The sequence below is a fragment of the Rothia mucilaginosa genome (assembly GCF_001061665.1).
In the GTDB taxonomy this organism is placed as follows: Bacteria; Actinomycetota; Actinomycetes; order Actinomycetales; family Micrococcaceae; genus Rothia; species Rothia mucilaginosa_A.
The window spans coordinates 441,725-460,180 of sequence record NZ_JVSP01000002.1; the positions used below are offsets into that span (position 1 = coordinate 441,725).

The following is an 18,456-nucleotide window of genomic DNA, read 5'->3' on the forward strand; positions in this document are numbered from 1 at the left end:
GCGGCCCTAGCGGAAGAGGCCCCCCGCCGGGTGGCTGTAGTTCACTCACCCGGCCACCCATCAGACCGCCCGCTGACCGCGCACGCCGGTACCCCGGCACCGGTACGACACGAACCATTCACTCACCCTCAACGACGAAAGATGAGGACCCATGACCAACCCCGCCACCGCCTCCGGGCAGCCGCTCACCCCCGCCCAGTGGTGCGAGCGCAACACCTGGCAATTCGCCGACGGCACGCTCCTGGCCGACCTGCCCGCAGGAGCAACCCCCGCGGGCGGCTACCGTAGCGCCCTCGACATCGCCGCGATGCTCAACGGCCCCGAGGGCAAGAAACCCACACCCGAGCAGATCCGCATGATTGAGGCCGGCCCCGCCCCGACCCTCGTCATCGCCGGTGCCGGTTCGGGCAAGACCGCGACCATGGTCGACCGCGTGATCTGGCTGGTCGATAACGGTTTCGTGCGCCCCGAGGAAGTGCTCGGCGTGACCTTCACCCGCAAGGCCGCCACCGAGCTACGCAACCGCATGCGCGCCGGCCTGAACACCCTGCGCCGCAGCCGCCGACTCGAACCGACCGAGGAGGAACTGCGCAACGGCATCGCGGACCCGACCGTGCTGACCTACCACTCCTACGCGAACAACCTCGTCAAGGAGTACGGCCTGCGCCTGGGCGTGGAGCAGGACGCGCAGATGCTCGGCGATGCGCAGAAGTGGCAGCTGGCCGCGCAGATCGTGCAGTACTGGGAGGGTGAGCTACCGCAGGATCAGGGTGATGTGCCCCTCTCGGCGGCCACCATGATTAACCAGCTACTGCAGCTTTCCGACGAGTGCGCCGAGCACCTGCGCGAGCCGCAGGAGGTCATCGACTTCTGCACCGAGCAGCTGGCCGCCTACGCCGCGGTGCCCGATTCTCGCCGCCCCGTCAAGAAAGAACGGGACATTCAGAAGGTTCAGCGACTCCTGCGTAACCGCCGGGTGTACGCGCAGATGGCGCAGAGCTACGCCCGCGTGAAGGCGCGCATGCAGGTGCTGGACTTCGGTGACCTTATGCGCCTGGCCGCGCGCATCGCCGAGAGCGACCCGGCGATTCGCGAGGGGGAGCGCGCCCGCTTTAAGGTGGTTCTGCTGGACGAGTTCCAGGACACCTCCCACGCGCAGATGCGCCTGTTCTCCTCGATTTACGGGGCCGATGAGGCGGCCGGTATTCCCACGCACCCCGTGATGGCGGTGGGTGACCCGAAGCAGTCGATTTACGGCTTCCGCGGCGCCTCCGACGGCCAGATGTTCAGCTTCTACCGTCACTTCCCGACCCCGCACGCGCAGCCGCTCTTCCTGTCCGTGGCGTGGCGTAACGACATCTCGATCCTGAACGCGGCGAACCACGTGGCTGAAAAGCTCAAGGACGTTCCCGAGTGGGTGCGTGCGGTGCGCGGCGATATCAGCGCCGACCAGGTACCCGACCTGCGCCCGCGCTGCGTGCTGGTCGGGGAGGAAGGCACTCCCGCCTTCGAGGAGGCCGCCTCCGGGATGACCGGTCGCGTGGAGATGACCTACTACGACTCCGACCGCGCGGAGGCCGCGGGCATTGCCGAGCGGATTGCCGGGATGCGCGCCGAGGCCGTGCGCGAGTACGAACGGGCCTACGCGGCGCACCGCGGCGGCGACGGCTCGGTGCGTCCGCGCCTGAAGATGCCCGAGGTCGCCGTGCTGGCCCGCTCCCACGGCCAGCTGGACACGATTCGCGAGGAGTGCGAGCGCCTGAACATTCCGGTGCAGCAGGTGGGCCTAGGCGGCCTGCTCTCTCAGCCGGAGGTCGTGGACCTGGTCTCGGCGCTGCGTGTGCTGGCCGACCCGAACCGTTCGGATGCGCTGGCCCGCCTGCTCACGGGTGCCCGCTGGCGCCTGGGCGGTGCCGACCTGCTGGCGCTGGGGGATTGGGCGCAGTCGCTGGTTCGCGAGCGTGAGCGGGCCCTGCGGGAGCAGATGGCCTTGCGGCTGCTCGAGCAGGCCGAAGACGCCGAGGAGGCAGAGGAGGCAGAGGACGGCGCCGCCGAGGGGACCGGTCGGGGTACCCGCGGCCGCCTGACCGCCGAGCATCTGCGCGCCGCACAGGAGCAGCTGGACGAGGTGCTCAAGGGCGCGGTGGACGACTCCTCGGGGTACGTTTCGCTCATCGAGGCGGTCGAGAACCTGCCGCAGGACGGCCCGGACGGCGAACCCCTCTACGGCGAGCACTACCGTGGCCGCCGCTTCTCCGCGGCGGGCCTGGAGCGCCTGCGCGCCTTCGCCGAGCAGATGCGCGTGCTCCGCGCGGGCCTGAGCGACGACCTGGGCAATCTGCTCTACGAGATTGAACGCACGATGCTCCTGGACATTGAGCTGGCGGTCCGCCCGGGCACCGACCCGCTGGTGGCGCGCGTAAACCTGGACGCCTTCCACGAGGTGGCCGCCGCCTACGGAATGTCGGCCCCGCGCATCAACGCCATGATTTACGCGGGCGCCGACGGCGTGAGCGCGGAGGAGGGGGAGCCGGGCGCTCGCCGCTTTATGCTCTCCTCGGGCGGCGTGAGCTACGTGATGGGCTTCCTCGCCTGGCTGGAACGCGCGGACGACGAGGAGAAGGGCCTGGAGCTGGGCTCCATCGACCCCGACCCGAACGCCGTTCAGCTGATGACGATGCACGCCTCCAAGGGTCTGGAATGGGACCGTGTTTTCCTGCCGGGCCTGTGCGGCACCGTTGGCGGCGCGCAGACCCCGAACCTCTGGCAGATCACGGCCAACGTGGCCCTGCCCTGGCCCCTGCGCGGCGATAGCGAGTACCTGCCCTCAATCCTGGAACGCCCCGAGGAAATCGCGGAGTTCGAGGAGGCCAAGAAGCTCGAGGAATACCTGAAGGCTCACAAGGGGGACGCCGGCGAGCACGCGGGCATGGAGGACCGCCGCCTCATGTACGTGGCGATGACCCGCGCCCGCAACCTGCTGGCCGTGAGCGCCTTCCGCTGGAAGAGCACCGCGAAGACCCCGCAGTCGGTCCAGCCCTTCTGGATGGAGCTGCTGTGGACCCTGGCCGAGGCCTACCGGCGGCACGCCGAGGACACGGTGGAGTTCCCCTGGACCGCCCCGCAGCTGGTCGGCATGGGCCTGGTCTTCGTCGTGGCCGACCCCTCGGACGACGGCAAGAAGAAGCCGATCGATAACGTGACCCCCTGGGTTGAGTTCATCGCCGACACGGGGTACCGCCTCAAGGAGCCGGTGACCCTGGCGCAGGGCACGGTGCTGACTCCCGAGGGCCTGCCCGACCCCGAGGAGGCGGGTGAGGTCCCTTACGCCTGGGCCCTGGCGGGGGCGATAATTCCCTCCCTGATGCGCGAGGTACAGCTCTCGCCGCTACCGATGCGCGTGCGCACGGTGCGGGAGAACTGCGAGCGCCTGGATCTGCCCGCGCCCGAGTGGCTGGACGAGCTGGCCGCCGAGGAAGCGGAGCGCGCATCCCAGCCTCCGCGCCCCGGCTATTCTCCCGTGATGGCCGCGGCCCTGCCCGTCGTGGCGGGCGGCTGTTTCAGCGCCCAAACCTACGAGACGATAAACCCGCACCTGGGTGCGGTGCTAACCGCCATGTGGCCCTTCGACCCGCTGGAACGCCCCGTGATTTGGCGCTGGCGCTCCGAGGAGGACCTGAACGAGGGCACCGAGGCGATTCTGCGCCACGGACGCCACGAGGAGTTGAACCGCGAGATTGCCATTAACTCCACGAGCCGCCGCGAGGCGGTGGAACGGGCCGCCCTGGCCGTCGAAAACGCGGTCGCCGAGCTGGAGGCGCAGCTTGCTGCCGGTGCGGATCTCACCGCCCCCGAGCCCGCCGGGGCCGTTCCCGAGGCCCTGCGCCGCCGCGCCCAGGATTGGGAGCGCGAGGCCGATTTGCTCATGCGCCTGGCCGAGCACACCGAGCCGGTGCTGGCCGAGCAGCTGCCCGGTCACCTCTCGGCCTCCACGTTCATTCGCCTGAGCGAGGATCCGCAGGGCACGGTGCACGAGCTGTTGCGCCCGGTGCCGCAGCGTCCCTCGCGTGCGGCGACCATCGGCACGGAGGTGCACGCCCTCATCGAGGAGCACTTCGGTGTGGTGCCGAGCGCCGATCCGCTTGAGGCCCCGGAGGCCGAGGACACGCTGGGCGTGACCCTGCCCGGCGCGGTCGAGCCGGCGGGAGAGACAGCGCCGGAGGAAGTAGCGGGGGAGGAACACCTCGAGTTCGCCGAGGATATTCCGCAAGACGCCCTCTTCGACGAGCTGTCCCTCGCCGAGGAGAGCGAGCAGGATTCCTCTGTGCGTTCGCTCTGGGAGCGCTTCGCGGCGAGCGAGTGGGGCTCCCCCGAATGGAAGGAACGCATCTGGGCCGTGGAGTACCCGGTTGAGACCCACGTGGAGGGCGTGAGTCTGCGCGGCCGCATCGACGCCGTGTTCCGCACCGAGGACGGGGACGGCGAACGCTGGATTCTGGTGGATTGGAAGACCGGCCGCCGCCCGAAGGCCGCGGACATGCAAGCGCGCCGCTTCCAGCTGGGCCTGTACCGCATCGCGTTCTCCCGCATCATGGGGATTGACCCGGAGCGCATCAGCACGGTATTCGTCTACCTGGGTGGCAAGCGCGTGGAGGAGGTGTGGGACGAGCAGATTCGCGGTGGCCTGCCCTCGGAGGCGCAGTTGGCCGCGGTGATCCGCAAGGCCCGCGCGGGCGAGGGGTAGGCGCTCGCGCTTCCCGGCCCGGCCGCCAATAGCCCTGCCCGGCCCCGGCCGTCAATAGCCTAAACGGATGCGCAAAAGCCCGGGCCGACCCCATCGCGGGGTCGGCCCGGGCTTTTCTCACTCTCGAAGTGAATAGCAGAAAACGCCTCTCGGCCCTACTGCATTAGGGCGGGGAGGCGTTCTCAGCCGCTGAAGAACTATAAAGGTACCTCGTGCCCTCGCACGCTCGGATCATCCGCAGACAACTGCCGCCGTGGCGGCCTCACTCACGCCGTCTGCGTGCCGTGGGGTTCGCGTGCGTCTTTACTCTCAAACACAACCTCGAAAGTACCTCTATAGAATTCTGCCATCGGTGATTGGTTGCGCGGTGCATGAATCCGGCTCGGGGTGTGACATGACCGGTCACGGTCCCCGTCCAATCGTTCCCCCCTCGATACCACTGCCACGGTATCGGCGCTGGTCAGTACGCTTTTGGGGGTTGTGCTCGTTCTCTGTGGAACGGCACAGGAAAAGTATTCCAGGACTTGACAAAAAAGTCTAAGCGTAAAATAATTGCCCTAAAATGCATGTTTTTGAGCATGTTTCAAGGTGAAATTGAAGCCTTGTGGAGTCCTATTCTGGGTGTTTGGATTGTGTGGGATTTTGTGAATAAACTCTGCGCGAAGAGGTGTGTTCTGTTTTTAAATCACACCTTCAACCCTCACCCTTAATTGCAATTTTTCGTGCACAAAAATGCAGAACCGGCGCTCAAAATGTGTTGGAAAATACATTGAAAAAATTCGGTGGGAACGCCCTAAATCCTCCGGAAAAGCGCTCCATTAGTATGTTCATGGCCCCCGAGGCCTGCGCGAAGCAGGCTCCCGGGGGCCATGAATCTTAAAGAATAGGGGGGGCTCGGCGGCTCGGCGGCGCTCACTGAGGGGCTCATGCGTCCGCCGTCCAATAACGGACTGCTCAGTAATTTAGCCCTGCGGTCCGCTCATGAGCGGGGGAGTGTCCTCCTGGCCGAGTAGCTCGCCCGAGGAACGCAAATCGTCCTGAATATCCAGGAGCATCGACACCGCGTGGGTCGCGCCGTCCTTATCGTCGGTCTCGACCGTGTGGGTGAGCCACTGGGCCACCGCGAACTCGGCGTAGAAGTTCGCGCGCTGCGCCAGGTAAGCGTCGGGTAGCTGCGGCATCTGCTGACGGTACACCTCCACAGCCTCGTCGGTGAAGTCGATATCCTCGCACGAGTACAGCCACGCGAAGTCCTGCGCGGGGTCGCCCACGTGCACGTCGGACCAGCCGGTCACCTCGACGATGCGCGCCTCGGAGGGGGTCACCTCCAGCACCAGGTTCTCGGCCCCCATATCGCCGTGCACCACGCGCGGGCGGAACTGCCACATTGGGCCGGGGGAGAGGACCGCCTGCCAGTGCGCGAGCAGGTCGGCGGGCACCTTGCCGGTGGCGGCGGCGCGCTCGAGCTCGGCAATCTTGCGGCGGCGAATCTGCTCCGAAGAATAGGAGGGCAGGTCGGCCTCGTAGATGATGTCCTCGGGCATCACATGCAGGGTGGCAATATCCTTGGCGATAATCGCGGCCAGGGAGGGACGCCCCTGAGCGACCTCGCGGCGGCTCAGCTCGGCAAGCTGGTCCACGTCGTAGACGGAGCCGGGAATGTGCGTGTACACGAAAACATTGCCGCCGGCGTACGGCACGATGCCGGCGACCGTGGGCACGGCGAAGGGCAGGCGGGCGCGCAGGCCGGGGCTGAAGGACTGCAGGATGAGGTGCTCGGCCTCCAGACGCATGCTGGCATCGGGACGGCGCGGGGCGCGCACACGCCAGCGGCGACCGGCCGAGTCGGCGATGATTGCCGAGTCGAAGTCGCCGCTATCTTCGCGGACCGCCTCGGCGCCGACGGGGTAGATTCCGGGCACTCCGGCAGAGACGATGGCTGCAAGCTGAAGGGGAGATAAAGTCACGGGTTAAGGTTACCAAACCATATGAGCACCCCGAGCCTTTCACCGTATGTTTATGCTGACTAGTGAAGAAAGTTTTGGGTGATGCGCGGCCTGCCGGCGGGCGGAATCCCGGGGGAACGCATCACCACGCATTTCGCCGTCCGCGCACGGCCGCCCGCAAGTAGCCGCCGCGGCCGATTCCCTGCGGTTCCCCGCGGGCAGGGGCGCAACGAAGGGGCAGGTTCTTGGGGCACGGGCGCGCTTGCGGTGAACGGGTGCGCGCCCGGGCCTGCTGCGATGTTCGGCAGGGAATACAATGGAAGACCGGGCAATAGCGGCGCCGACCTTCCCGGTCCCGCCCCGTACATCCCGTACGCCCAGCCCGCAGAACCAGCACAGATTCAGCGCGAATCCAGCAACCGCGCCGAGCCCCGATGGAGAACGATGACCGCACTACCCCCGCAGCCGCAGCACGCACTCTCCGCTGACGATATCCTCGCGGGCCTCGACCCCGACCAGCGCGCGGTCGCCACCGAGCTCGACGGGCCCATGCGCGTGCTCGCCGGTGCCGGCACCGGCAAGACCCGCGCGATTACGCACCGCATCGCCTACGGCATCGCGATTGGCCGCTACCAGGGCCCGCGCGTGCTCGCCCTGACCTTCACCCTGCGCGCGGCCGAAGAGATGCGCACCCGCCTTCAGCAGCTCGGCGCGTTCGGCGTGCAGGCGCGCACCTTCCACTCGGCGGCCCTGCGCCAGCTCACCTACTTCTGGCCGCAGGTCGTGGGCGGCACCTTCCCCTCCATCGTGCAGAACAAGGCGGCGCTCATCACCGAGGCCGCGAACCGTCTGCGCATCAGCACAGACCGTTCCCTGCTGCGCGATTTGGCGTCGCTGATTGAGTGGGCGAAGGTTCAGCTGCTCACCCCCGACACCCTCATGCAGCGCCTGAGCGAGAAACAGCTGCCCTCGGCGATTACCCCGCAGAACATGCAGCGCATCTTCCAAGCCTACGAAGATCTCAAGGACGAGCGTAACCTCATCGACTTTGAGGACGTGCTGCTACTGACCATCGCCATGCTCGAGGAGGACGAGAAGCTCGCTGCGACCGTGCGCCAGCAGTACCGCCACTTCGTGGTGGACGAGTACCAGGACGTCTCCCCGCTGCAGCAGCGCCTGCTGGACGTGTGGCTGGGCGGCCGCGACGACATCTGCGTGGTGGGCGACGCCTCCCAGACGATTTACTCCTTCACCGGCGCGACCAGCCGCTACCTGCTGGAGTTCCCGCGACGCTACCGCGGGGCGCACACGGTCAAGCTGACCCGCGACTACCGCTCCCACTCGCAGGTGGTGGAGCTCGCGAACCGCCTGCTGGCCGCCCGCCGCCCGCACCCCGATTCGAGCCCGCACTCCTGGGCACCGCCGCTGGAACTGATGTCTCAGCGCGGCCCCGGCGTGGACGTGGAGTGGTTCGGCTACGCGGACGACGAGCAGGAAGCCGCCGGCATCGCCGAGGATATCCGCGACCTCATCGACAAGGAGGGGGCGGCCCCCGCCGAGATTGCGGTGCTCTTCCGCACGAACGCCCAGTCGGCGGCGATTGAGTCGGCACTGTCCGCCGCCCACATCCCGTACCAGCTGCGCGGCGCGGAGCGCTTCTTCGAACGCCCCGAGGTCAAGCAGGCCATGCTCGCCCTGCGCGGCTCAGCCAAGTCCACCGACGGCACCGAAGACGTCACCCGCTACACCCGCGACGTGCTCGGCGGCCTCGGCTACAAGGAGGAGGGCCCCCTCTCGGGAGGCGCCACCCGCCAGAAGTGGGAATCCCTCGCCGCACTCGTGCACATGGTCGACATGATGGCGCAGAACCGTCAGGAGCAGCTGAAGGAGCACCGCGCCAACCCGCGCCCTGGTGTGCCCGAGCCGCTGCCGCTGACCATGCACGAGGTCGTGGCGACCCTGAACCACCGTAGCGAGTTCAACGAGGCCCCGCAGATGAACGGCGTAACCCTCGCCTCCCTGCACGCGGCCAAGGGCCTGGAGTGGGATGCCGTGTTCCTGTGCGGCCTCAACGAGGGCCTCATGCCCATTACCTTCGCGACCACCCCGGATGAGGTGGACGAGGAGCGCCGCCTGCTGTACGTGGGCATCACGCGCGCCCGCAAGTACCTGTGGCTGACCTGGACCATGACCCGCACCGTGGGCGGCCGCGGTCAGCGGAAGCGCTCGCGTTTCCTGGATGACATTGACCCGGCCAAGCGCCGCCGCCCCGCCGCAAGCGGCTACTCGAGCGGCTACGGAGGAGCGGCCCGCGGCGCGCGCGGGAACCACTCGTACGGGAACCGCTCGCAGGGCCGTCACCAGAAGGGAGAGGACTATGGCTCAGCGTTTTAAACGAGAGATTCTGCCGGCCACGGCGGATCGCCCGCAGATTGAGCTGGTCCGCTCGGCCCGCCGCACCCGCACCATCAGCATGCAGCGCGACGGCGTGGACGAGCACGGCAACCCCGCGTACCGCCTGCTCATTCCCGCCGCGAGCACGAGCGAGGAGATAGACGAGCATATTGCCCGCCTGCTGCCGCGTATTCAGCGTCGCGCCGCCCGCCGTGAGCACGCCGCGCAGCTGAATGTCACCGACGAGTACCTGCACGAGCGGGCCAGCCTGCTGGTGCGCGCCTACCTGCCGGAGCTGGAGGGCACCGAGCAGTTCAAACGGCTCTCGATTCGCTGGGTGAGCAACCAGCGTCAGCGCTGGGGTTCGGCGACCTACGCGACCGCGCAGATTCGCATCTCCTCGGAGCTGCAGGGGGTTCCGGAGTACGCGCTGGATTCGGTGGTGCACCACGAGCTGTGCCATCTGCTGCAGCCGAACCATTCGCGCTCCTTCCGCACCCTGGAGGCGCGTTACCCGCAGCTGGAGCGTGCCCGCGCCTTCCTGGACGGGTACGCGATGGGGCGCTCGCGGGCCGAAGGCTCGCGCGGCGAGCGCGGCGAAAACAGCGCCGGATAGGGCTTTTTCCGAAAACTAATAAGCAAAAAACAAACCGGCAGAACCAGCCGGAAATACTCGAGCGGGGGTGGCTTGTGCGTTCACAAGCCACCCCCGCTCGAGGTTTCAGTATTATTTTGCCGGTCTATCGGGGTAGTCCCCGCGGTTACTTCTCTTCGGGAGCCTCGCCGAAGCCGCCGTCCAGCAGCTTCTGCAGCTCAGACTCGAAGTCCACGTCATCCAGGCTGATTTCGTTCATGCGCGCGTCGTATGCGGTGAAGTCTTCCAGCTCGGCGGGGGTGGGCAGGGTCTCCGGGGTGTCCCAGAGGCCGTCGCGGGCCTCGATGCCGTGGGAGTTTTCGTACCAGCGCCAGAACTGCTGTGCCTCACGCACCAGGCGCGGGCGCAGTTCCAAGCCGACCAGGTTCTCGAAGACCTGCTCGCTGGGGCCGCCGTCGATGCGGCGGCGGGCCATGATTTCGGTCAGCTGCGGAGCCTTGGGCAGGTTGCGGGTGGCGTCCTCGGTCACGACGGACACCCAACCCTCGATGAGGGCCAGTAAACCCTCGAGACGCTGAACGGCCAGCTCCTGGTCCTCGGTGCGCTGGGGGCTGAACATGCCGCCCTCGAAGGCCTCCTGAACGGCCTCGGGGTCGTTCATGTCCACCTGGGAGGCGGCGTCCTGCATACGGTTCATGTCCACGCGAATACCGCGGGCGAAACGGGCAACGAGCTGGACCAGGTCCTCACGCAGCCAGGGGTTGGCCTTGTGCAGGCGAATCAGCGCGGCCTCGCGAACGGCCAGGTAGAGCAGAACCTCCTGCGGCGGCACCTCGATGTCGTCCGCGAGCTGCTGGTAGCCGTTGGGCAGCAGTGCGGAGTGGCCGGGGGCGAGGGGGAAGCCCACATCGGTGGAGGAGTACACCTCACCGGCGAGCTTCGCGAGGGCCTGGGCCATCTGGGCGCCAAAGATCATGGCGCCAACGTTGTTCAGGAATCCGCTGTTGAAGATGGCGGCGATTTCTTCGGGCAGCTCGTCCGCGGGGCCGGGCATGACCATGGCCTGGGTGACCTCGGCGGCCACGGGCTCGACCATCTCGCGCCAGGAGTCGAAGGACTCCTCAACCCATTCGGCCTTGGACCAGGCCTGCACGGGCAGGTTGTGACGCTCGATGGAGGTGACCGCATCCAGCCACAGGTCGGCCAGGTTGGCAGCGTCCTCGACGGCGCGCTTGAGGTTTTCGGGAACCGCCGGGTCTTCGCCCATGGAGGCGAGCATCTGGCGGGTCTGGTTCTTGACGTTGGTCCAGTTCACGCCGCTAGGGCTGGATTCGTCGGATGCGCCGGCAAACATGGCCTGCACCTGCGAGAACATGCCCTGCAGCATAGCGGGGTCGAAGCTGATGCCCATGTTCTTGAGGTCCTCGGGATCGATGTTAATGCCGAAGGGGTTCTGCCCGCCCTCACCGAAGAGCGCGCCGAAGGGGTTCTGTGCGTTGGAGGAGGCGCCCTTACCGCCCTGGCCGGTTGCCCCTGCGGAGGGGTCGAAGCCCTGCTCCTGCATCTTCTTCAGGAATTCTTCGAGGGGGTCACGCTCGTTGGAGGCGTCGCCGTGGTGGTGATCAGACATCTGAAACCTTTCCTAATCCGAAGGTGGGCACAGCCGGCCCGCTCGCTGTCCAGCCTACCGATTTTTGCTGTGAATTTCCCGTGTCGGCGCCTCGGATGCGCCTTAATCAGCTGAGGGCTCACAAGCGGGTCTTCACCCGGTTTACCCCCGACCTTACCCCCGGCAGGGGGATTGACCAGAAAAGGTGTGTTGATGAGGACGTTCATCCGGTAGTCTAGAAAACATGACTAAGCCCACCTCACCGTCCGAATCCGAGAAGTCCTCATCGAAGGCTTCCGCCGAGTCCTCAGCTCATCGCCGTAAGCACGGATCGCGTAGCCGCGAGCGCCGCTTCAACCTGCGTTCCGTGAGCGCCGTGGCGACCTGCGCGTTGCTGGCCGGTGCGTTTGTCCTGCCCAGCTCGTACGTGAAGGAGGGCCCCGGACCGCTCTTTGACGTGCTCGGCACCTACCAGGATAAGGACGTCATCGAGGTTTCGGGCGCCCCCAGCTATAAGACCTACGGCAAGCTCAACATGACCACGGTGTCGGTGGCGGGCGGCCCGTACACTGAGCTGTCCGGCGCGGAGGCTTTCTACGGGTGGCTGGCTTTTGACGGCAACCGCAGCCTCGTGGTGCCCACCGACGCCCTGTACCCGCACGTGAGCCACGAGACGGCCACGGCCGAAACCGGCGCGCAGATGGCCGATTCGCAGACGCAGGCGAAGGTCGCGGCCATGCGTCACCTGAAGATGCAGGTGACCGAGAAGGTGCTGGTGAACACGACCGTTGAGGGTTCTCCCGCGGCGGGCGTGCTGGAGAGCGGCGACCGCCTCCTGAAGGTGGGGGACAAGCAGATCACCACCCTCAAAGACGTGTCGCAGGCGGTAAACGCCTCGAACGGCTCGCCGATTCAGGTGACGGTTGAGCGCGACGGCCAGCAGCGCACGGTGACGCTGAACCCGGTGCGTTCGGCCGAGGGCGACCGCTGGGTCGTGGGCATCAGCCTGAAGCAGAGCTACGATTTGCCGGCGCAGGTGCAGTACAACCTGGACGGCGTGGGCGGCCCGAGCGCGGGCCTGATGCTGGCCCTCGGCACGGTGGATAAGCTGAGTGAGGGCACCCTGCTGGCAGACGAGGACGCCGGCGGCGACCCCTACCGCAGCTACGTGTCGGGTACCGGCACGATTGATGCGAACGGTAATGTTGGCGCGATTGGCGGCATCAAGTACAAGATTTTGGCGACGGGCCGCTACGGCGCGCGCTACTTCCTGGCCCCCAAGGAGAATTGCGATTCGGTCCTGAAGATGCAGGAGCAGGATCCCTCGATGCTCAACTACTATCATGCCGGCCAGGTGCGTGGCACGATGGTGGTGGTCCCGGTTTCGACGCTGGACGAGGCGGTGCAGGTCGTGGGCGCCATTAAGTCTGGCGCCCCCGATGATTCGCTGCCGCGCTGCGGATCCTAACGTGCAGCTCTAACGGGCAACCCCTGACGAACGCGGGCGCTTCCCTCCGGGAGGCTTCGGGCCCCGGCTCACTCGAGCCGGGGCCTTCGTTATGCGCGGTGACCGCCTCGCGACCGGTGAGCGTGTGTGCGAATAGTGGGATAGCGGGCGAACGACCCCTCCTCTGACGTCATGTCGACGTTCGTTCCTCCAACCTCTGCGATACTTAAGGTAAGGAACATTTTGAAATGATGAGCGAGGAATTGTGTCTGAGTCGACCGATAAGACCCCACGCCCACAGAAGAAGGAACGAGCAAAGAAGCGTCGCAGCCCTCTACTGATGACGATTGTGGTTGTCGCGGTTCTGATTGCCGCATTTGTGGGACTATCCCAGGTGTACACGGACTGGCTGTGGTTTGACCAGCTGGGCTATAGCACCGTCTTCACCACCCAGATTCTTTTGAAGGCCGCGGTGTTCGTTGTGGCCGCCCTCGTGGTGGCCCTGCCGCTGTGGGCCTCCATGACCTACGCGGTCCGCCACGCGGATGTTCTGCCCGCCACCCGCGAGCAGAACGCGAAGGATGAGGCCGGCCCGAACCAGAGCGTCCCGACGAGCGCCTCGGATGCGACCGAGCAGATGCTCCGCGACGTGTTCGGCCAGCAGCGTGCCGAGGATAGCATGCGCCGCTACCACGAGAGCGTGGATAAGGCGCGTAAGCTTTTGCTGATTGCGGTTCCGCTGCTACTGGGCCTGTTTATTGCCTCGGCAACGATGTCGCAGTGGAGCACGGTCGCCCTTTTCTTCAACCAGCAGTCTTTCGGCAAGACCGACCCGGAATTCGGCCTGGACTACGGCTTCTTCGTGTTTGTGCTGCCCTTCCTGCGCGTGGTGGTGTCGCTGGTGACCTCCTCCGTGGCGCTCGCCGCGGTGGCCGGCCTGTTCATGCACTACTTCTACGGCGGCATTAAGGTGCAGCCGGGCGGCGTGACCACGACTCACGCTTTCCGCCGTCACGCGGCCGTGCTTGCCGTCGTGTTTGTTCTGACCCGCGCGGTGAGCTTCTGGCTGGACCGTTACTCGTCCACCCAGCAGCAGGCCGGACGCTGGGCCGGCGCCATGTACACGGACGTGAACGCATCCATTCCCGTGAGCGCCATCTTGGCGGTTTCGGCGTTGCTGGTGTCGTTCATGTTCATTGCTGCCGCGGTGAAGAATCACTGGCGTCTGCCGCTGATTAGCACCGCAATGCTGGCGGTCGTATCGCTGGTGGCCGGTGGCCTGTACCCGTGGGTTGTGCAGCGTTTCCAGGTGGTTCCGAACGAGCAGGGCGCGCAGTCGCAGTTTATTCAGCGCAATATTGATGCGACCCGCTACGCCTACGGCCTGGACAAGATTGAGACCACCCCGTACGACGCGACCATCGACACTCGCGCCGGTGCCCTGAGCTCTTCGAGCGCGACCATCGCGAACATTCGTCTGCTGGATCCGAACGTGGTTTCCTCCGCGTTCGCGCAGATGCAGCAGTTCCGCCCGTACTACCGCTTCGAGTCGCAGCTGGCGGTGGACCGTTACACCGTGGGTAACACCACGCAGGACACCGTGCTGGCGGCCCGCGAGCTGAACCCCACGCAGACCAACGGCGATTCCTGGTACAACCGCCACGTGGTGTACACCCACGGCTACGGCGTGATTGCCGCGTACGGTAACCAGGTGGATTCGGCGGGTAACCCCAAGTTCTTGCAGTCCGGCATTAAGGCGACCGGTACCCTGAGCGAGGATTACGAGCCGCGCATCTACTTCGGCATGAGCTCGCCGGAGTACTCGATTGTGGGCGGTAGGGGCGACACCCTGGAGCTGGACCGTCCGCTCTCTGCTGACGAGACGAAAGCCTCCGACGCGAAGTACACCTTCTCGGGTAACGGCGGCCCCCGCGTCGATTCGATGCTGGCCCGTCTGTCCTACGCGATTAAGTTCCAGTCTTCCGACATTCTGCTCTCGGATGCGGTGCGCGACGGCTCACAGATTCTGTACGAACGCAACCCGCTGGACCGCGTGCGCAAGGTGGCCCCGTACCTGACGGTGGATTCCAAGCCGTACCCGGCGATCGTGAATAACCGCGTGCAGTGGATCGTGGATGCCTACACGACGAGCGACCAGTTCCCCTACGCGCAGGGCAGCTCGCAGGATTCTGCCACCGCGGCGGGGGCTCAGCGCTCGAAGTCGGTGAACTACATCCGTAACTCGGTGAAGGCCACCGTGGACGCCTACGACGGCTCGGTGACCCTGTACGCCTGGGATGAGGAAGATCCGGTGCTCAAGGCTTGGCAGAGCGTCTTCCCCGGCACGGTGAAGAGCTATCACGAGATGAACGCTTCGCTCATGAGCCACGTGCGTTACCCGACCGACATGTTCAATATTCAGCGCACCATGCTGAATAAGTACCACGTGACGAACGCTCACAGCTTCTACGCGGGCGATGACGTGTGGTCGATTCCGAACGACCCGACCAACGATCGTAACCAGCCGATTTCGCCGTACTACCTGTCCCTGCAGATGCCCGGGGATTCGCGCGCGCACTTCTCGCTGACGACGACGTTCATTCCTCAGCAGAGCGATTCGAACTCTCGTAACGTGATGTACGGCTTCCTGGCCGCTAACGGCGACGCCGGTACCGGTAAGGACGGCGAGCGTAGCCCCGACTACGGCAAGCTGCGTCTGCTGGAGTTGCCGCGTTCTTCGGTGGTTCCCGGCCCCGGCCAGGCTCAGAACATTTTCAACTCTGATGCTGAGGTGTCGAACCAGCTGAACCTGCTGCGCCGCGGTTCGTCCGAGGTTATTAACGGCAATATGCTGACTCTGCCGGTGGGCGGCGGCATGTTGTACGTTCAGCCGGTGTACGTGCAGTCGAGCGGTGACGCTAAGTACCCGCGTCTGCAGCGTGTGCTGGTGAGCTTCGGCGATAAGGTCGGTTTCGCTCCGACTCTGGAGGAGGCGCTGAACCAGGTGTTCGGCGGCTCCTCGGGCGCGAAGCTGGACGGTTCGGCGGCTAGCCCCTCGGCTTCTGCCTCCGGCTCCTCTGGTTCTTCGGGTGCTTCGACCGGAGGTTCTTCGGCTTCGCAGTCTTCGGAGCTGAAGCAGGCTCTGACGGATGCCTCGAAGGCGATGACCGATGCTGATGCGGCGATGAAGAAGGGCGACTGGGCTGCCTACGGTGAGGCTCAGAAGCGTCTGGAAGCAGCCGTGAAGAAGGCTCTGGAGGCTGAGGAGGCGCAGAGCACGGCGTCCGCTAAGGCTTCTGCATCGGCAGCGCCCAGCGCCTCGGCGGCTCCGAGCGCAGCGGCTAGCGCTAAGCCCAGCGCGAGCCTTTCGACTTCTCACTAGGATGCCTGAGGCGGCGGGGGAGTAGCGCATACCGGATGCTCACGGATCGGATGTCCACGGGTCTAGCGTCCTCGCTCTAGAACCGGGGCCTGCACTGGATACGGCTCCTACTGACTACCTCTAGCGGTCTCTGACGGAACGGGGTGGAAGTGTATCGCTTCCACCCCGTTCCTGTATGTTCTACCCCTGGCACTGCCCCGTAGCCCCTATTCCTACCCAACTGCTTTCTACCCAACTGCTTTCTACCCAACAGCCCCTATTTTTGTGTGCTTGGTTACAAATCGCGTTTTTGGCTTGCATGCCCGGTTTGGGGTCTGTATAGTTGTATGAGTCGCCGCGGGGTGGAGCAGTTCGGTAGCTCGCCGGGCTCATAACCCGGAGGTCGCAGGTTCAAATCCTGTCCCCGCAACCAGAAAAACCCGGTATCTCAACGAAAAGTCGCTGAGATACCGGGTTTTGTTTTGCCCTGACGAGACCGAATCCCTATGTTATTCCCTACCTTTCAGCCAAACTCAGGCCCGTCGTCGAGGTGGGGGGAGGGGGGACTATCACCCAACATCGAGGACTATCATCCAACGCCCCTTCGGGGCGTATGACTATCTTCGCTCGTGCATGATCTCGTGGGAGGGAGGTTGCAGAGGAGGATTTTCACCGCCTAATCGGCGTTGATACCGGCTGTTTACCGCCTGAAAATGCAAAAGCGGTATAGCATTTTCCCTCGTATCTCAACCGAATCCCAACCCTTTACCGCCTTCACCGCCTAAAACCGAAAACTTTTATATATACACACGCATATGTAGGAAGATGAACACTCGCGTGTACACTTTTTAGAAATTAGGCGGTAGAGGCGGCAACACACCATGTTTTGACTGATATACCAACGTTTTCGATATACCGCTTAGCCTCAAACAGGCGGTAACTAAGCGGTGAAAGAGTAGCGTCCCGCATAGTGGTGTAACCGTGTGGTGATCGGCCCGTTGCTTGTGATGGGTGCGGTCACCGTGTGATCCTTCGAGAAAGCTCTTCTACTTCTGACTCGAAACGATTTGGAGGCACAACGATGACCGCTCCTCATATTATCGACCCTGCTGGCCTGCTTGGCGAGGCGTTATCCCAGGCATCCCCAGATTTGATGCGTTCCTTGCTCCAGCACGTCATTAACGCGTTGCTATCAGCGGACGCTGATGCGGTGTGCGGGGCCCAGTGGGGCCAACAAGACCCGCAGCGTCACACCAGGCGCAACGGGTATCGCTACCGGCCCCTGGACACCAGGGTCGGCACCATCGACGTGGCGATCCCCAAGCTGCGCTCAGGCACCTACTTCCCAGAATGGTTACTGCAACGGCGCAAACGCTGTGAAACCGCGTTGATCACAGTGGTCGCTGACTGCTACCTGGCAGGAGTATCCACGCGCCGTATGGACAAGCTCGTCAAAACCCTGGGGATCACAGGACTGTCCAAGTCCCAGGTCTCACGGATGGCAACAGACCTCGACGAACACGTGGACCAGTTCCGCAACCGGCCCCTCCACGATGCCGGGCCTTTCACCTTCGTCGCCGCTGACGCACTGACCATGAAAGTACGCGAAGGAGGACGCGTCGTCTCGTGCGCGGTTCTGGTTGCCACCGGAGTCAACAATGACGGACACCGCGAAGTGCTGGGGGTGCGCGTGTCCACCAGCGAGACCGCTCCAGCCTGGAAGGAGTTCTTCGCCGACCTGGTCGCCCGAGGCCTGACCGGCGTGCGCCTGGTCACCAGTGATGCCCATCTGGGCCTGGTTGAGGCCATCGCCGCCAACCTACCCGGAGCCACCTGGCAACGATGCCGTACCCACTACGCCGCTAATCTCATGTCCGTCACCCCCAAAGCACTATGGCCCGCTGTCAAAGCGATGCTGCACTCGGTGTATGACCAGCCCGACGCGGCATCGGTCAACGCTCAATACGACCGGCTCTTGGACTACGTCCACGACAAGCTCCCCGCCGTGTGTGATCACCTCGATCAAGCCAGGGCAGACGTCCTCGCGTTCGCGTCCTTCCCCACCGGGGTGTGGACCCAGATCTGGTCCAACAACCCCAACGAACGCCTCAACCGCGAAATCCGCCGCCGCACCGACACCGTGGGAATCTTCCCCAACCGACAAGCAATCATCCGCCTAGTCGGAGCCGTCCTCGCCGAACAAAACGACGAATGGGCCGAAGGCCGACGCTACCTCAGCCTCGACATCCTCACCAAATCACGACTCACACCACAACCCACCGGGCAGGAGGACACCCCACTCCAACTCAGCGCATAACCCAACCCGAAGGACACAAAACGATTACACCACTCCACAGGAC

8 protein-coding genes and 1 tRNA gene are annotated in these 18,456 nt (G+C 65.0%); 7 read left to right on the forward strand and 2 right to left on the reverse strand.

Annotation, left to right across the window (positions count from 1 at the left end; genetic code table 11):
* Positions 1 to 151 precede the first annotated feature (151 nt).
* Positions 152 to 4,744, forward strand: coding sequence for an ATP-dependent helicase (locus ADJ95_RS02210; RefSeq protein ID WP_049332131.1), 4,593 nt, complete (start codon positions 152 to 154; stop codon positions 4,742 to 4,744).
* A gap of 962 nt (positions 4,745 to 5,706) precedes the next feature.
* Here the strand turns inward: ADJ95_RS02210 and ADJ95_RS02215 are convergent.
* A complete protein-coding gene (locus ADJ95_RS02215) occupies positions 5,707 to 6,711 on the reverse strand; it encodes a phosphotransferase (RefSeq protein WP_049332133.1) in 1,005 nt (334 codons plus the stop codon).
* Positions 6,712 to 7,134: 423 nt separating this feature from the next.
* Between ADJ95_RS02215 and ADJ95_RS02220 the strand changes: the two genes are divergently transcribed.
* Positions 7,135 to 9,084, forward strand: coding sequence for an ATP-dependent helicase (locus tag ADJ95_RS02220; protein ID WP_049332135.1), 1,950 nt, complete (start codon positions 7,135 to 7,137; stop codon positions 9,082 to 9,084).
* Complete coding sequence (locus ADJ95_RS02225; protein WP_049332137.1) at positions 9,068 to 9,700, forward strand: M48 family metallopeptidase; 633 nt, start codon at positions 9,068 to 9,070, stop codon at positions 9,698 to 9,700. Before ADJ95_RS02220 ends, ADJ95_RS02225 begins: the two co-directional genes overlap by 17 nt.
* A gap of 145 nt (positions 9,701 to 9,845) precedes the next feature.
* On the opposite strand, the gene ADJ95_RS02230 is transcribed toward ADJ95_RS02225, so the two are convergent.
* Positions 9,846 to 11,309 carry a zinc-dependent metalloprotease gene (locus ADJ95_RS02230; protein WP_049332142.1) on the reverse strand — a complete coding sequence of 488 codons (1,464 nt, stop codon included), beginning with the start codon at positions 11,307 to 11,309 and terminating at the stop codon, positions 9,846 to 9,848.
* A 223-nt stretch (positions 11,310 to 11,532) separates the two neighbouring features.
* Here ADJ95_RS02230 and ADJ95_RS02235 point away from each other — a divergent pair, with 223 nt between their 5' ends.
* The 4 genes from ADJ95_RS02235 (at position 11,533) to ADJ95_RS02250 (ending at position 18,413) form a co-directional block, all read left to right on the forward strand.
* Positions 11,533 to 12,756: a YlbL family protein gene (locus tag ADJ95_RS02235; protein WP_049332144.1), complete on the forward strand. Its 1,224-nt coding sequence runs from the start codon at positions 11,533 to 11,535 to the stop codon at positions 12,754 to 12,756.
* 244 nt (positions 12,757 to 13,000) lie between these two features.
* Positions 13,001 to 16,117, forward strand: coding sequence for a UPF0182 family protein (locus ADJ95_RS02240; protein ID WP_049332145.1), 3,117 nt, complete (start codon positions 13,001 to 13,003; stop codon positions 16,115 to 16,117).
* A gap of 335 nt (positions 16,118 to 16,452) precedes the next feature.
* Positions 16,453 to 16,529 (forward strand) — tRNA-Met (locus ADJ95_RS02245).
* Between the two features lie 648 nt (positions 16,530 to 17,177).
* Positions 17,178 to 18,413 carry an IS256 family transposase gene (locus ADJ95_RS02250; RefSeq protein ID WP_049332147.1) on the forward strand — a complete coding sequence of 412 codons (1,236 nt, stop codon included), beginning with the start codon at positions 17,178 to 17,180 and terminating at the stop codon, positions 18,411 to 18,413.
* Positions 18,414 to 18,456: the final 43 nt, after the last annotated feature.

Coding starts and splice junctions, on each gene's coding strand:
- ADJ95_RS02210 (WP_049332131.1), top strand. CDS start 152: ATGACCAACCCCGCCACCGCCTCCGGGCAGCCGCTCACCCCCGCCCAG.
- ADJ95_RS02220 (WP_049332135.1), top strand. CDS start 7,135: ATGACCGCACTACCCCCGCAGCCGCAGCACGCACTCTCCGCTGACGAT.
- ADJ95_RS02225 (WP_049332137.1), top strand. CDS start 9,068: ATGGCTCAGCGTTTTAAACGAGAGATTCTGCCGGCCACGGCGGATCGC.
- ADJ95_RS02230 (WP_049332142.1), bottom strand. CDS start 11,309: ATGTCTGATCACCACCACGGCGACGCCTCCAACGAGCGTGACCCCCTC.
- ADJ95_RS02235 (WP_049332144.1), top strand. CDS start 11,533: ATGACTAAGCCCACCTCACCGTCCGAATCCGAGAAGTCCTCATCGAAG.
- ADJ95_RS02250 (WP_049332147.1), top strand. CDS start 17,178: ATGACCGCTCCTCATATTATCGACCCTGCTGGCCTGCTTGGCGAGGCG.